Annotated in this window: 13 protein-coding genes and 1 pseudogene; 6 read left to right on the forward strand and 8 right to left on the reverse strand. The window is 72.3% G+C overall.

All coding sequences use genetic code 11. The annotated features are described in order from the left end of the window. Positions 1-14: 14 nt before the first annotated feature. The 3 genes from ABZ858_RS19575 to ABZ858_RS19585 form a co-directional block, all read right to left on the reverse strand. Positions 15-1,463, reverse strand: a complete 1,449-nt coding sequence (locus ABZ858_RS19575; RefSeq protein WP_361379637.1) for a long-chain fatty acid--CoA ligase — start codon at positions 1,461-1,463, stop codon at positions 15-17. Beyond that, positions 1,456-3,015 carry an NAD(P)-binding domain-containing protein gene (locus ABZ858_RS19580; RefSeq protein WP_361379640.1) on the reverse strand — a complete coding sequence of 520 codons (1,560 nt, stop codon included), beginning with the start codon at positions 3,013-3,015 and terminating at the stop codon, positions 1,456-1,458. The genes ABZ858_RS19575 and ABZ858_RS19580 overlap by 8 nt, the downstream gene beginning before the upstream one ends. Positions 3,016-3,079: 64 nt before the next feature. Beyond that, on the reverse strand, positions 3,080-3,895 hold the full coding sequence (locus ABZ858_RS19585) for a helix-turn-helix transcriptional regulator (protein ID WP_361379643.1): 816 nt from the start codon (positions 3,893-3,895) through the stop codon (positions 3,080-3,082). Positions 3,896-3,966: 71 nt separating this feature from the next. Between ABZ858_RS19585 and ABZ858_RS19590 the strand changes: the two genes are divergently transcribed. After that, positions 3,967-4,683, forward strand: a complete 717-nt coding sequence (locus ABZ858_RS19590; protein WP_361379646.1) for an SDR family oxidoreductase — start codon at positions 3,967-3,969, stop codon at positions 4,681-4,683. Between the two features lie 99 nt (positions 4,684-4,782). On the opposite strand, the gene ABZ858_RS19595 is transcribed toward ABZ858_RS19590, so the two are convergent. From ABZ858_RS19595 to ABZ858_RS19610, 4 genes are all read right to left on the reverse strand, one after another. After that, complete coding sequence (locus tag ABZ858_RS19595) at positions 4,783-5,220, reverse strand: VOC family protein (RefSeq protein ID WP_361379649.1); 438 nt, start codon at positions 5,218-5,220, stop codon at positions 4,783-4,785. Between the two features lie 39 nt (positions 5,221-5,259). Next, on the reverse strand, positions 5,260-6,786 hold the full coding sequence (locus tag ABZ858_RS19600; RefSeq protein ID WP_361379652.1) for a hypothetical protein: 1,527 nt from the start codon (positions 6,784-6,786) through the stop codon (positions 5,260-5,262). A gap of 365 nt (positions 6,787-7,151) precedes the next feature. Next, positions 7,152-7,583 carry a toll/interleukin-1 receptor domain-containing protein gene (locus ABZ858_RS19605; protein WP_361379655.1) on the reverse strand — a complete coding sequence of 144 codons (432 nt, stop codon included), beginning with the start codon at positions 7,581-7,583 and terminating at the stop codon, positions 7,152-7,154. Positions 7,584-7,868: 285 nt separating this feature from the next. Then, a complete protein-coding gene (locus ABZ858_RS19610; protein ID WP_361379658.1) occupies positions 7,869-8,438 on the reverse strand; it encodes a TetR/AcrR family transcriptional regulator in 570 nt (189 codons plus the stop codon). A 102-nt stretch (positions 8,439-8,540) separates the two neighbouring features. On the opposite strand from ABZ858_RS19610, the gene ABZ858_RS19615 reads away from it, so the two are divergent. Beyond that, a complete protein-coding gene (locus tag ABZ858_RS19615; protein WP_361379661.1) occupies positions 8,541-9,452 on the forward strand; it encodes a chlorophyllase in 912 nt (303 codons plus the stop codon). 90 nt (positions 9,453-9,542) lie between these two features. Beyond that, a pseudogene (locus ABZ858_RS19620) lies at positions 9,543-9,708 on the forward strand (TetR family transcriptional regulator); the annotation flags it as partial. A 556-nt stretch (positions 9,709-10,264) separates the two neighbouring features. Here ABZ858_RS19620 and ABZ858_RS19625 read toward each other — a convergent pair. Then, on the reverse strand, positions 10,265-10,726 hold the full coding sequence (locus tag ABZ858_RS19625; protein WP_361379664.1) for a LuxR C-terminal-related transcriptional regulator: 462 nt from the start codon (positions 10,724-10,726) through the stop codon (positions 10,265-10,267). 358 nt (positions 10,727-11,084) lie between these two features. Between ABZ858_RS19625 and ABZ858_RS19630 the strand changes: the two genes are divergently transcribed. From ABZ858_RS19630 to ABZ858_RS19640, 3 genes are read left to right on the forward strand one after another with little or no spacing between them, the layout of a single operon-like run. Then, positions 11,085-12,359, forward strand: a complete 1,275-nt coding sequence (locus ABZ858_RS19630; RefSeq protein ID WP_361379667.1) for an FAD-dependent oxidoreductase — start codon at positions 11,085-11,087, stop codon at positions 12,357-12,359. A 3-nt stretch (positions 12,360-12,362) separates the two neighbouring features. Next, positions 12,363-13,166: a HisA/HisF-related TIM barrel protein gene (locus ABZ858_RS19635; RefSeq protein WP_361379670.1), complete on the forward strand. Its 804-nt coding sequence runs from the start codon at positions 12,363-12,365 to the stop codon at positions 13,164-13,166. Beyond that, on the forward strand, positions 13,163-14,170 hold the full coding sequence (locus tag ABZ858_RS19640; RefSeq protein ID WP_361379673.1) for a zinc-dependent alcohol dehydrogenase family protein: 1,008 nt from the start codon (positions 13,163-13,165) through the stop codon (positions 14,168-14,170). Before ABZ858_RS19635 ends, ABZ858_RS19640 begins: the two co-directional genes overlap by 4 nt. Positions 14,171-14,246 lie beyond the last annotated feature (76 nt).

Here is a 14,246-nt window from a genome sequence, read left to right on the forward strand (position 1 = left end):
GGTCCCGGTCGGGGCTAACCCCCGGCCGCCAAGCGCCTCTTGTCAGGCTTCCCTGCGGGGGTCAGCGGCACCTCGTCGAGCAGGGTGAGCCGGGTCGGGGCGGTGGCCTCGCCCAGCTCGGCCGTCACCAGGGCGCGCAGGTCGGCCAGTCGGGGGACCCGGCCCGGTACGGGCACCACGAAGGCGTGGACGGCCTCGCCGGTGTCGTCGTCGGGGACGGCGACGACGTACGCCTCCCCCACCGCCGGGTGCGTGGCGAGCACCCGCTCGACGGGGCCGGCGTAGTACACGTTGGCGTTGACGATGATCACGTCGCGGGCGCGCCCGGTCAGCCACAGCCGGCCCTCGCGGTCGAGGTGGCCGAGGTCGCGGGTGCGGACCCAGCCGTCGGTGAACACCTCGGCGCTCAGGGCGGGTTCGCCCCAGTAGCCGCATCCCTGGGAGGGGGTGCGCGCGAAGAGTTCGCCGTCCGTGCCGGGTGGCAGGGCCCGCCCCTCGGCGTCCCTCACCTCCAGCTCGACCGGGGGGACGCCCAGCGAGCCGGGTTCGTCGTACGGGGTGGCCATGGAGATCATGCCGGTCTCCGTCTGGCCGTAGCCGTGGAAGACGACCGGTCCGAGCACGTCGGCGGCCTCGCGCAGCCGGGCGGCGTCGAGGGGAGAGCCGGAGACCATCAGGGCGCGCAGTGCGCCGAGGTCCACGGGCCGGGCCCGGACGCCGGCGACGAGCTTCGTCAGGCGGGCCACGGTGATGACGCTGCCGGTGGCCCGGTGGCGCACCAGGCTGTCGGGGAAGGACGGGGCGTCGGCGGTGACGAGGGTGCCGCCGGCGGCGAGGGCGAGCAGCCCGTACTCCATCATGACCTGGCTGGCCAGGGTGCCGAAGACGAGGAACCGCCGCAGTCGCGGGACGAGTTCGCGGATGGCGGGTGGCCAGCGGTCGGGGTGCGGCGCCCAGGCCGCGGTCATCGCGGCGTACGTCTGGGCGCACGCCTTGGGGACGCCGGTGCTGCCGCTGGTGTGCAGGAGCCGGGCGATGTCCTGCGGGCGGGCCGAGATCCGCGGGCGGCCGCCGTCGTCCTCGGTGGCGAGCAGGTCGGCCAGGGCGATGACGGTGCCGTGCGGCGTACCGGCCATGCCGTCTGGAGTGTCGGTGACACGGAAGGCGGTGTCGGCGAGCAGGTGTTCCCGCTGGTGCGCCGTGAGTCCCGGCCGTACGCCCACGACGCGGGCGCCCACGGCGTGGGCGGCGATGACGGTGGCGAACGCCTCGGGGCCGACGCCGAGCAGCAGGGCGACACCGTCGCCTGGGCGCACGCCACGGGCGCGCAGGCCGTTCGTCACCCGCCGGACCAGGGTGAGGAGTTGGTGTCCGGTGACGACCCGGTCGCCGTGCTCGAAGACGGGGCGGTCGCCCGCCGCGTCGAGGAGGTCGAGGACGGCGCCGGGGAACTGCTCAGCCAAGGCAGGACTTCACGAACGCGGTGAGCGGCCGGCGGTGGACGGCCGGGATGTCCCAGTCGTTCTCCAGGTTCTCCGCCAGGTGATGAGTACCGGCGAGTTGACCGTCCCGGTAGTGGCGCACCACGGGGTGGAGGTAGGTGGCGTCCATGGCGTGGTCGGGGTCGTTCTCGCTGACGCGGGGCACGGTGACGTCGAACGGGTCGGTGTGGTCGTGGCCGGGCCCGTACTCCAGGTCGACGACGAACCGGTGCGCGGCGGGGCCGAGTCCGCCGTCGGTGACGTAGTCGAGGGGTACCTCCTCCTGGTACAGGGCACGGTCGTCGTGGACGGTGACCACGTCGCCGAGGAAGCCGAACTGCTGCCACAGGCCGGAGGAGCGGTTGACGCGCTCCACGAGGGCGTCGGCGACGGCCTCCGGTGCGGCGGCGGGCAGGGTACGGGCCGGCCAGGGCGTCGCGTGATGGCGGGCGCCGAGGATGCGGTGCAGGGCGCGCGTGCCGTAGCGGAAGCCGTGGATGAAGCCGTTCGTGGACCGTTTGAAGTCGCGCTGCTGCGTGAGCGTACCGGCGAAGTAGAGGCCGGGTACGTTCACCGACTCGTAGGCGGAGGTCTGGGCGGGGAACCGGCCGTCGACGGCGAGGGCCGGCCGGCAGCCGGCGTCGAACGGCGAGGCGTCGAAGCGGAATCCGGTGCAGACCACGATGCGGTCGTAGTGGAGTTCGCGGAGCCGTTCGGTGGTCCGGGCGTACCGGAACTCCACTCGGTAGCCGCCGTCCGCTCGCCGTTCGATGCGCTCGACGGTGCCGTCCAGGACGGCGTTCTGCGATTTGAGCTGGTAGCTGTCGAGGAAGTTGTTGTTCACCGCGCGCAGATGGCCCACGAAGTGGGTCTGCCAGGCCATCTTCAGCGAGTGCGGTCCGGCGACGTGGATGACGGCGGCCTTCTCCAGGAGGGCGTCCGCGGTCTCGAACGCGGAGTTGCCCTTGCCGAGAACAAGCACCCGCTGGTTGGTGAAGGAGGCCGGGTCGGTGTCGAAGTCGGCGTAGCGTTCGGCGTCCTCGATGCCGGGGATGTCCGGGATATGAGGCAGGGAGACGCCGGTGGCGACGACCAGACGCCGGGCTCGCCAGGTCCGGCCCGTGTCGTCACGCACCGTGAAGCCGTCGCCGCTGCCGTCGCTGTCGCGGGTGATGAGGGTGGACCGGACGCCGTACTCGACGCGGACACCGCTGCGCCGGGCGAAGTCGCCCAGGTAGCGCACCAGGTCGTCGGCGGCCGGGAAGTAGCGCTCGCTGTACCGGGTGAACCGCAGCCCGGGATCGTCGGCGAGCAGCGAGTTCCAGTCCATGCGGAGGTCGAGTTCCGGGTCGGTGTAACCGGTGTTGACCTTGTTGATCGATATCAGTTGCCGATGCCGGGGGAAGCGGGTGAAGAACGTCCCGGGCCCGCTCCCCCGCTCCAGGACGACGTAGTCACGTCCCTCGCGTTCCAGCAGAGCGGCGAGCTGGAGTCCGGCCGGGCCGGCCCCGATGATGAGGTAGTCGCGCACCATGGGGCGGACGCTAGCGGGCGCGGATCAGAGGACTCTGAGGAAAGACCTGTGCGCGCCCTGCGTGTCAGGTCCTCTGCCCGGCCAGGGTCCGCAGGGCCCTGTCGGTGGGCGATCCGGGGCCGGCGGTGATCAGGACGACTTCCTGGTCGTCCTCGGGTACGAGCAGGACATCGCAGTTCAGCCGCAGTGTGCCGGCCTGGGGGTGGTCGACGGTCTTGGTGCGGTGACCGGGGGCGTGGACCGGACGTGCCTGCCAGATCTCCCGGAACTCCTCGCTGGCCGCGTGCAGTTCGCCCAGGAGCGCGGTCAGCCTCGGGTCGTGCGGGTAGCGGTCGGCGGCCCGGCGCAGACGCGCCACCACGATGTGGCCGAACTCCTCGCTGTTGGAGGTCTCGTACAGCTGCCCCTGGTCCAGGAAGCGGCGCCGGGCCAGGTTCGCCGTCCCGTCCGCGAGATCGCCGCCGAGCAGTGTCCGGGCCAGGGGGTTCCAGGCGACGACGCCGTATGTCGCGTCGGTGACGACGGCGGCGGTCCCCGGCAGCCGCTCCAGCATCCGGGCCACCTGCGGGCGTACCCGCCGCACGGCGCTGATGCCGGGCGGCGCGCTCGAACCCGCCAGGCGGAACAGGTGGCTGCGCTCGGCCGGTGTGAGCCGTAGCGCCTGGGCGAGCGCGTCCAGGATCCGCGCCGACGGCCGCGGTCCCCGGGCCTGTTCCAGCCGCGTGTAGTAGTCGACCGACATGTGCGCGAGCTGGGCCACCTCCTCGCGCCGCAGACCCGGTGTCCGGCGGGTGGTGCCCGTCACCGGGAGAGCGAACTCGTGCGGGCGCAGGGCCGCCCGGCGGTCCCGCAGGAAGCGGGCCAGTTCCTGCCGCGCCACACTGCCACCTCCCCCTGCCTGGTACAGACTGTCCCTGGCAGAGCACCTACCGCCAGGGGACCGTGGTTGCCATGAACGATCGCACAGCACTGGTCACCGGTGCCAACAAGGGCATCGGCAAGCACATCGCCCGGCTGCTCGCCGCCGAGCGCCTCACCGTGTACGTGGGCTCCCGCGACCCGGCGCGTGGCCGGCGGGCCGTCGAGGAGATCGGTGCCGGCGCCCGGCCGCTGGTCCTCGACGTGACGGACCCCGAAGGCATCGCACGGGCCGCCGCCCAGGTCGACCGCCTGGACGTGCTGGTCAACAACGCCGGTCTCTCACCGTCACTCGCCCCGCCGGCCGACACCGGCATCGAGGAGTTCCGGCGCACGTACGAGACCAACGTGTTCGGGGTGGTGGCGGTGACCAACGCCTTCCTTCCCACCCTGCGCCGGTCCCCGCACCCGCGCATCGTCAACGTCTCCAGCGGCACCGCGTCGCTGACCTGGAGCACCGGCCCCAATCCCCAGTTCACCCCGGGAAGCGGGGGCGCCGCTGCCTACCGGTCCTCCAAGGCCGCCCTCAACGCCCTCACCGTCCTGTACGCCCAGACGCTGGCCGAGGACGGCTTCAAGGTCAACGCGCTCGCCCCCGGCCTGCGGGCCACCGACCTCAACCCGCGGGCCGCCGCTGCCGGCGGCGACCCGGCCGAAGCGGCCCGGGGAGCCGTCCGCCTGGCCCTGCTGCCTGACGACGGCCCTACCGGAGGCTTCTTCTCCTGGGACGGGACGCCCGTGCCCTGGTGACGGGTGGTGGGTGGCGGGTGGCGCCGGATCACCCCTGGAGTGCTTTCCTCCGGCAGGAAGCGATCCAGAGCCTGAAACAGCCCTCGGCTCTTCAGCTCTTCAGTTCTTCTTCAGCTCTTCGGCCAGCATCACGAGGATGCCGCTGGGACCGCGGACGTACGTGAGCTTGTAGACGTCCTCATAGGTCGCCACACCGCGAAGCGGACGGCATCCGTGCCTGGCGGCTGCCTCAAGGGCTACGTCGAGGTCGTCGACCGAGAAGGCGACGCGATGCATGCCGATGTCGTTGGGACGAGTGGGCTGCGACTCGATCGCCTCGGGGTGGATGTACTCGAAGAGTTCGAGGCGGCCCTGACCGTCCGGTGTCTGGAGCATCGCGATGTGGGCGTGATTGCCATCGAGGCCGACGGCGGTGTCGGTCCATTCACCGCGGACCGTGTCACGGCCGACGACCGTGAGGCCGAGGTCGGTGAAGAAGGAGATCGCTGCTTCGAGGTCCCGAACGGCGATGCCGACGTTCTCGAGTCTGATGGCCATGCGCCGCATGCTACCGAGCGTGGCCGGTCGTGTCCCAGGTCACGCGGAGGACAGCTGTTCCGCTATCTCCTTGACCCAGGCGGCGCTCTTCGCCGGGTCGTTGAGAGAGTCCGCCCATTCCTCGGGGCTCAGCCGCTGGTTGGTGGGACCGGCTTTGAGGGCGACGAGGAGGGCTCTGGCCGAGTCCCGCATCTCGGTGGTGGTGTCGCCGCTCCCCTTGATGTCCGGCCCCGCCGCCAGGGCGTAGATCTTGCGGGCCATGGCCTTGCGCTCGCCGTTCTCGACCTTCTTCCAGAATTTCAGGGCCTCCTTCAGCGCGTCCTCGCGGGAGGCGGGCTGCGCCGGGGCCGCGTCCTCCGCCGCCCAGCGTTCCGGATGGCGGGCCCCGTCGTAGCGCTTCATGCCGGCGCGGGCCGCCTTGTAGGCGGTGACACCGAGGATGAGGCCGGCCGCGCCGGCGGCGAGGCCCCAGCCGACCGGGTTGGTCGCCAGGCCCGCTCCTCCCGCCGTGGCGGCGACCGCTGTCACGATGCCGCCCGCGGCCTTGGTGGACTCGCCCAGGGCGGTGACCGCCTGCTTGCCCATCTTGTTGCGCTGCTTGGCGAGCGCGTACGTGAGCACCGTGTTCATCGAGTTCGTGTCTTCGGCGCCCCGGAGGTCCTTGGCGGCGTCCCGGGCTTCGCCCATCGCCGACCAGGCCGCGTCGATCGCGTCGGACACACGCTCCCGTATGTCCTCGCCCCCGTGGTCCCACTGGGCGTCCAGCGCGACGTATGCCTCGGCCGCGGCCCATTCGGCGTTCTCACGCGCCTGGTTCAGTCGGGCCAGAGCCCCCTCGTCGGCGCGGTCGGGCTTTTCGAGCCCTTGCAGAGTGCGGTACTTGCGGGCCGTCAGTCCGAAGCGGCGCGCGGCGCGAGTTCCCTTCACCGCGCCGACGACACTGGAGCCGATACCGCTCACCTCGGCCGCTTGCATGGCGTGCGCCGCCTTCTCGGCCTTGGTCAGTTCCTTGGCGACACTGAGGGCGTTGTTCCCCGCGCTGGCGGCGCCGACGACCGCCTCGCCCATCTTCGAGTTGAACTTCCTGTTCGCCCCGTGGAAGGCGGCCCCGCTCTTGTACTTGTCGGCGTCCTTCTTCGCTTTGGCCGCCTCCAGGCCGCCCAGCACGGCGCCGACGGTCTCCGCCGCGAGGCTCTCCGAGCCGGCCGCGCCTCCGGAGGCGGCGGCGGAGTGCTTGAGGCCGTCATTGACTGTGGCGGAGGCATGCTGGGAGAAACCTGAGTTGGCGGGGACCTGGACGCCCTTGACGAAGGTGTCGATGAACTCAAGATGCTTCTTGAGCCGGTCGAGGACCGCGGAGATCCGGTCACGATATCTATGCGTTCGGGCGGGCGCGTTGCCGCCCGCTGTCCCCTGCTCTCCCGGCGTGTTCCTGGCGCGCTGCACCGTCGCGGTCGCGGCCCGGTTGCCGGCGCTGGACTGGAGCGCGAGGACGGCGCGCTGCGCCGAGTTCCCGGGCAGGCTCCCGGCCCGGCTCCGGTCCGAGCGCTGCCGGTCCGGTGTCACAACGGCTCCGGATCGCCGTGCTGAGGTGCGGTGGGCCGGGGCGCTCATGAACGTACCTCTCCTGCTACGGGACCGGGACGTCGGGAAAGTAGCAAGGCGAGGCGAACAGAAGAGGAGCAGCGGGGAAACGCTTCGCGCGGTTGTGCCGGGAGTTTCCGGAGAGGAACGGGCCCGCGACTGGCTGCTGGGCCCCCCGGCGAGATTGCGGGCGGACCTCAGTCGCGTTCGTGTCCACGACATCGCACTCGCCCCGCACCGACTGCGTCGGGTGCCGGAGGCCGTTCCCCTGCTTGAGAACGCGGGCCTGCGCGCCGTACGCGTGCTGGGCCCCGGCCACCCGGTCACCGAACGCCTCACCAAGGCCCTCACCGCTCGGCCGCCCCGACGTGGCCGGTGGTCAAGTGCGCAGTCAGCAGCGACCGCAGGGGCCATACGCCGGGGACGTCGGGCCGGCCGATGATCACGGCGTCGGCGGCCTGGGCGGCGCTCTGCGGTTGCCGCGCGAACGCGTCCCGCGCGGCAACCCCGGCCATGTCCAGGACGACGTGGTGCCCCGCCGCCTTGAGATGCCAGGCGATCCACTCGGCCCAGGGGCGGTCGACACCGGCGTGGCTGAGCAGCAAGGTCTGGGGAGTGTTCGTCTCCGCCTGTGCCGGATGTCCGGGATGCCTGTCGGAGAAGCGTGAGGCGGGTGCGTTCGCCTGGGCGCGCATGACTCGGGAGACGTGCGGCAGGGGCCGTACGCGTGGATCGTCGTCCGTGCACCGCTGCAGGACGCCTTGCAGTTGGTCCTCCACCGCCGGGAAGTCCTGGCGCGGGGTGAGGAGCAGGACGCCCGGCGCGAAGACGTCGGACGCCTCCCCGGGCGGAGTCGGGCGAGCGGCTGCCAGGTCGGGTGCGAGGTAGGGGTTGTCCAGGTCGGGTGCTGGGCGCTGCCGGCCCGAGGCTCCGGGGCATGCCGCCGCATACCGACGAGTGGCTGCGGCCTCCAGCCGTTGCCCGGAGGGCTCTACGCCCCCATGTCCCAGGCGGAGATCGACGTTGCCCGCAGCAGGCGGGGAAGGCCGGGGCGGGCCCTGTCGCTATGCCTTGCCACGGCATCCGGTGAGGAGGAGGGCGACCATGCGCTTGGCGTCGGCCTGGTCGTAGTCGGGGCCCGTGATGCAGAGGTTTCCGATGGCGCGCATCAGCGTGTAGGCGGTGATGCCGGGGCTGAGTTCGCCGGCGGCGGCGCAGGCGTCGAGCAGAGTCGCACAGGCCGGGACCAAGGTGTCGAGCATGAGGCTGTGCAGATTCTCCAGCCCTGCGTCACCGGTCCCCAGCGCGGCGCCGAGGCCGTGCTTGGTCACCAAGAACTCCACGAACGCGTCCACCCAGCGGGTCAGCGCGGTGAACGGAGCGGCCGACTCCGCCAGGAGCTGGGGCGCGAGTGCGGCGCACGTGTCGATCTGGTGCCGGTAGACGGCGGTGACGAGGTCCGCCCGGGTCGGGAAGTGTCGATAGATCGTCCCGACGCCGACGCCGGCGCGCTCGGCGATGTCACGGATGGGGGCCTGGACACCCTGATCCACGAAGACCGCCGCAGCGGCCGCCAGCACGCCGCCGCGGGTGCGCCGCGCCTGCGCTTGGCGTACTCCGACCGATTCCGGCATGAGGCTCTCCCTTTACTCGCGGAACATCGTTCCGCTAAGTTGGCGGAACGGCGCTCCGCCAAAGTATGGCAGAGCCATCCCGGGCAGAAAGCGCAGGTTCCCATGTCTTCCAGCCGCCTCGACCAGCGGATCGTCTCGGTCAAGCCCATCACCGTTCCCGCGCCCGGGCGCGGTGTCGACCTTCAGGTGAAGGTCACCGCCCCGCTGTCGGGTCAGAACCTGCCCGTCATCGTGTTCTCCCACGGCAACGCATGGTCCATGGACGGATACGAGCCGCTCGTCGACCGGTGGGCCGCAGCCGGATTCGTCGTCGTGCAGCCCACCCACCTGGACTCCCGCCGCAACGGCATCGGGTGGGACGACCCGCGTTTCGCCACCGTCTGGCGCGTCCGGATCACCGACCTCCACGCGGTTCTCGACAGCCTCGGTGACATCCTCCTCCGGGCCGGCGGCCTGGAGTCCCGCGTCGACCGTGAGCGCATCGCGCTCGTCGGCCATTCCTGGGGCGCCCAGACCGTCGGCGCGGTCCTCGGCGCGCGTGTGCTCGACGCCGACGGCATCCCCGGAGAGAGCTTCTCCCACCCCGCGGTCTCGGCCGGTGCACTGATCGCCGCGACCGGGACCGGCGACACGCTCACGCCGTTCGCCGCCGAACACCTCCCGTTCATGCGGCCGGACTACTCCACCATGACCACCGCTGCCCTGGTCGTCGCAGGCGGCAAGGACCAGTCTCAGCTCTCCACCCGCGGGCCGGAGTGGTTCACCGACGCCTACCACCTCAGCCCGTCCCCGAAGAGCCTGCTCACCGTCGCCGAGGGCGAGCACACCCTGGGCGGCGTCGCCGGTGAGATGGCCGCCGAGACCACCGACGAGGACCCCGCCCGCGTCGGCCTCGTCGCCGACGCGATCTCCGCCTACCTCCTCGACGCCCTCCAGCTCGACAACACCGCGTGGACCGCCCTCCACAACGCCGCTGAGGCCGGCGACGGTACGTGGAGCATCTCCAGCAAGTGAGCCCGGCCGGGCCGCGCGGTGTCGACCGGTCCGGAGGCGGGCGGTGCGGAGTGGTGCGGGCGGTACGGGCTCACGGGTCCGCCGTGCCGACCGGGCCGCCGTGAACGCAAGGGCCGTGCCCCGCGAGAAGGTCGCGGACACTGCGCTGCGGCTCTTCGTGGAACGCGGTCACGGCCAGGTGGGCATCCGTGTCGTGGCCGCCGAGGCCGACGTCGCCGTGCCGACGCTCTACTCCCGCTTCACTTCGCAAGAGGCCCGGCGGGGACAGGGCACTCGCAGGCCGGCCGCCGAGCGAAGGAGATGGCACGGACGCTGAGAAGCCACACATTCCCAGGCCAAAGACTGTTCCGCATCTCGTCAGTTGAGGTCTCGCGGCGCGGCATACTGACGCCGCTTGTCGACCTTGTTCGGATGCGAGGGCGTGCGTGTTTGAGTTGCGGTGCGAGGCGGTGCGTTGGGTGGACGACGAGATAGTCACTGTCTCCACCTCGCCGCACGGCGTCATGACGCCGACCGGACATGGGGAGTTCTCGGTGAGGTGGGATCAGCTCATCCGCTGACAGCAAGGTCGTGGAGCCCTGCGACGCCGATCTGTTCGGCGAGTGAGGCAGATCGAGGCTCGGGGGTGATACCGGCGGCCTCGGGCATCGCCGGGCGGCGAGGAACACGGGGTGCGTCCGTACGGGACCGCCGCGTTCCCCGGGACCGCGTGCCCGAGTCCGGTCCGGTGGTCCTGGGGCGCACGGTTGTCTTCCCGTGGCGTCCGCGTCGGCGGCGAGGCAGATGCCCGCCCAGGGCCGCCCGTCACGTCCTCACCCAGCCGGGCGGCCGTGGCTTTCGGGGATGTTTCTGTCGGCTCGTGGGTCCCGTTGCCGGGGCGCGGCTGTGTTCAGGAAGCGGGCGATGGTCTCGGCGCGGCCGGTGACGTCGAGTTTGCGATAGATGACGTGCAGATTGTTCTTCACCGTGCGTTCGGTGAGGCCGATCCGTCGGGATATCGCTCGGTTGGACATTCCGGTGAGCAGAAGGGTCAGTATCTCCTCCTCGCGGGGAGTCAGACGCCGACGCCTTGCCGGTTCGGGCGCGGGCGGGCCGGTCCGTCCGTGCTCGGTGCGGGGTCCCGGTCCGGTGGGCGTCGGCGCCGTGTCCTCCAGCCTTTCCAGCAGCGGCAGCAGGTCACGCAGCAGTCGTTCGATCTGCCGCAGGGCCGCGAGGAGTTCCGGCGTGTAGTCCTGCGGGGGAAGCTCCGCGTCCAGGTCTCGGCCCTCGGGCACGCGTGCCTCCTTTTTCCCCGCGCCTGGAACGGTGGCGCGGTGGTTTTTCACTCTTCACCTCTTTTCTCGCTTCGGCAAACAGTACTTAAGTACCTGGGTCTCGAACCAAGGTACTGGCGGTTGCCTGGAGTGCGGCGGAAAGGCTCGGGAACTCGGCGGTCGCATGGAAATCAATTCCCTTGCCACACCGTGAGTTTCGAAGGAATGACTATGCAGCGAGCCAGGCGGTACGGCCGTGCCGGTCCCATGCTGTCCGCGCGGTGTGCGGAGTGGGCCGGGTGTCTCTCCGTTCCTCGTCCCCGATCCCCCGTGAGCGGCGCGGACGCGGCTGCCCCGGTGGCCGGTTGAGGGGGCTGCGATGCGCATCGGAATCGTGGGAGGCGGGCTCGCGGGGCTGACCCTGGCCTGGTTCCTGGACGGCCTGCACGACGTGGTGCTCCTGGAGGCACGGCCGCGGCTGGGCGGCAACGCCGATTCCGTGCAGGTCCGTTGTGACGGACGGACGCACACGGTGGACCTCGGGGTCCGCGAGACGGCGCCCGCTTCCTTCCCGGTCTGGCGCCATGTCGCCCGCGAGGTCGGCCTGACCACCGACGACCTCGTCACCTGCCCCTCCACCCGAACCCTCACCCGGGAGCCGGAACCGGCCCCGGCGTGGGTCTCCTCGGCGGGGCCCGGGGCCGGTTCACGCCCGGTGACGCCGGACGGCCCGGTGCGGCGGGCGCTCACCTGGTTCGCGGCGGAGGCGGCACGTTGGGAGGCCGAGGACCTCGACTGGGACAGCACGCTCGGCGATGCCCTGGAATCGGGGCCTGGCGACGCACACCGTGCCGCGGATCTGCTGTGCGCGTTGCCCGCCTCCCTGCACGGCTGCACCCTCGAAGAGGCTCGCGGTCTGTCCGCACGCGCGGCGGGCGCGCCGTTCACCGGTCCGCGGCGGAGCGAGGACGGCCCGCCGGAGGTCACGTACCTGCGCGGCGGCGCCGGGGCACTGGTCCACGCGCTCGCGGACGACCTGCGCACCGTGACCGTGCGGGTCGGCACGCCGCTGAGGGCGATCACCGCGGAGGGCGGCTGCTTCACGCTCGTCGACGCCGTCGGCGGCCTGCACTCCGTGGACGCTGTGGTCCTCGCCCTGCCCGCGGACCGCGCCCGCGACGCGCTCGCTCCCCTGGCCGGGACCGAGGAGCTGCGTGGCCTGCTGGCCGCCGTCGCGTACCGGGAGCTGGCCTACGCGCTGCACAGCGACCCGTTCGGCATGCCCACGGACCGCGCGGCCTGGTCCACCGTCAACACCGCCGTGCGGGACGGCTGGAGCGAGACCACCGCCTGGTACGGGCCCGCGTACGGCGCCGACCTGTTCGTCAGCCAGGTCACCCACCGCGCCGGGCGGCCGCGCCGGGAGCTGGCCCGCTCCGCCTACCGGGCCCTGCTGCCCACCCCGGAAGCGATCCGGGCGCAGCGCCGGCTGGCGTCGGCGTCCCACCGGGAACGCCTGTTCTTCGCGGGGCGGCCCACCACACCGATCGACACCCAGGAGGCGGCGATGGCCTCCGCCGCCGCCGTGGCCGGACGTCTGGCGCCCGACGCCGGCCGGCTGCGCCGGCTCCGACACCGTAAGGAAGGCGACTGAACCATGACGCACGACAGCACTTCTGCCGGTCCCCGGTCGCGCTGGGCCGAGGTGGTGGTCCCCTGCATCGACGTCGAGGGCGGGCAGGCGACCGAACCGGCGGGCCACCCCGGTCTCTCCGATCCCTTCGATGTCGTCGCGATCGCACGTGACTACGCGCGCGACGGCGCGGCCGCGGTGTTCCTCGATGTCCTCGACCCGTGGGACGGCATCGGCCGTCTGCCGGAGCTGCTGGGCGAGGTGCGGGCCACCGGCCTCGCCCCGCTGGTCTCCGTCCAGCAGGGCGTCCTGCCCTCGCTCGCGGCCTGCGAGGCACTGCTCGGCGCGGGCGCCGACAAGGTCTCGGTGAGCACCAGCATGGCCGAGGCCCCGGATCTCATCGAGGCGGCCGCGGCCGAGTTCGGCGGTGAGCGCCTCCTCGGCGTCCTGAACTGTGCCGCCGACGCCCACGGCGGATGGCGCGTCCTCATCCACGGCGGCGACACCCCCACCGCGCTCCGGGCCGAGGACGTGGCCCGCCGGTACGGGGAACTGGGGCTGGCGGCCGTACTCGCCAACAGCACGGACCAGGAAGGCACCTCCGCCGGGTACGACCTGCGGCTGACGGAGGCCGTCGCCCGCGCGTCGGGGCTGCCGGTGATCGCCTCGGGCGGCGCGGGCTCGGCCGGGCATCTGGCCGCGGCACTCGACTCGGGTGTCGCCTCCTACGTCCTGGTCAACAAGCTGGTGCACTCCGGGAAGGCGACCATCGCCTCCCTCGGCGCCGAGCTGGGCCGGTTCCGGCCCGGAACGGGCGACGAGCGATGAAGGCCCTGGTGTTCGACCGGCACGGCGACCCCGCCCGGGTGCTGCGCCAGGTGGACGTGCCGCGGCCGGAGCCCGGGCCCGGACAGGTGCGCGTGCGTGTGACGGCTCGTCCGGTCAACCCGTCGGACCTCCTGTTCATCCAGGGGTGTTACGGCCGCCGGGCCCGCTTCGAGACGCGGTCCGACGGCCCGGGCGGCACCGGTGCGGTCGCCGCCGCGGGCTTCGAAGGAGCCGGGGTGGTGGACGCCGTGGGTCCGGAGACGTCCGGTCCGGCCTCCGGCACCCGGGTGGCCGTCGCCGCCGACGGCACCTGGCAGGAGTACGTGTGCGCGCCGGCCCAGGACGTCATCCCCGTGGGGGCCCACCTCCCCCTGGACGCCGCCTGCCAGCTCACCGTCAATCCGTTCACCGCTCACCTCCTGCTGGCCGGTCTCGGGCTGCGCGCGGATGACTCGGTGCTGCTGACCGCCGGTGCCTCAGCGGTCGGTCGCATGATCGCCTGGCTCGCCCAGCGGCAGGGCATCCGCTGCCTGTCCTGCGTCCGGCGGGAGGAGCAGCTTCGCCCCCTCGAACGCGCGGGCGCCGTGCCGCTGCTGGTCCGGACCGGGACCGAGCTGGCGGAACGCGCCCGGGAAGCCACGGGGGGCCGCTCGGTGAACGCGGCGCTGGACTCCGTGGGCGGCGCCCTCGGCGGTGCGGCGCTGCGGTGGGTGCGGCCGGGCGGCCGGTTCGTCTCCTACGGCATGCTCTCGGGCCGGCCGCTGCCGGTGCCTCCCGAGTCCCTGATCTTCCAGCAGGTGCGTGTCACCGGATTCTGGCTGCCCGAACGGCTGGAGCGGCTGGAGCCCACGGCCGTTCGCCGCGTGACCGAGGAGGTCGGCCGGGCGGTGACCGCCGGGCTGCCGGGCCTGGAGGTGGCCGCCCGCTATTCCCTGGACGAATACACCGCCGCCCTCGGCCACGCGTCGCGACCGGGCCGTACCGGCAAGGTCCTGCTCACCTGAGTGACGCACCGCGACCGTCGCCGCGCCCTGCCGACCGTACGCGAGCGTCCCCTCCCCGCCTCCCCCACCCGAGAAT

The organism is Streptomyces sp. NPDC047017, assembly GCF_040644175.1.
Taxonomy (GTDB): Bacteria; Actinomycetota; Actinomycetes; order Streptomycetales; family Streptomycetaceae; genus Streptomyces.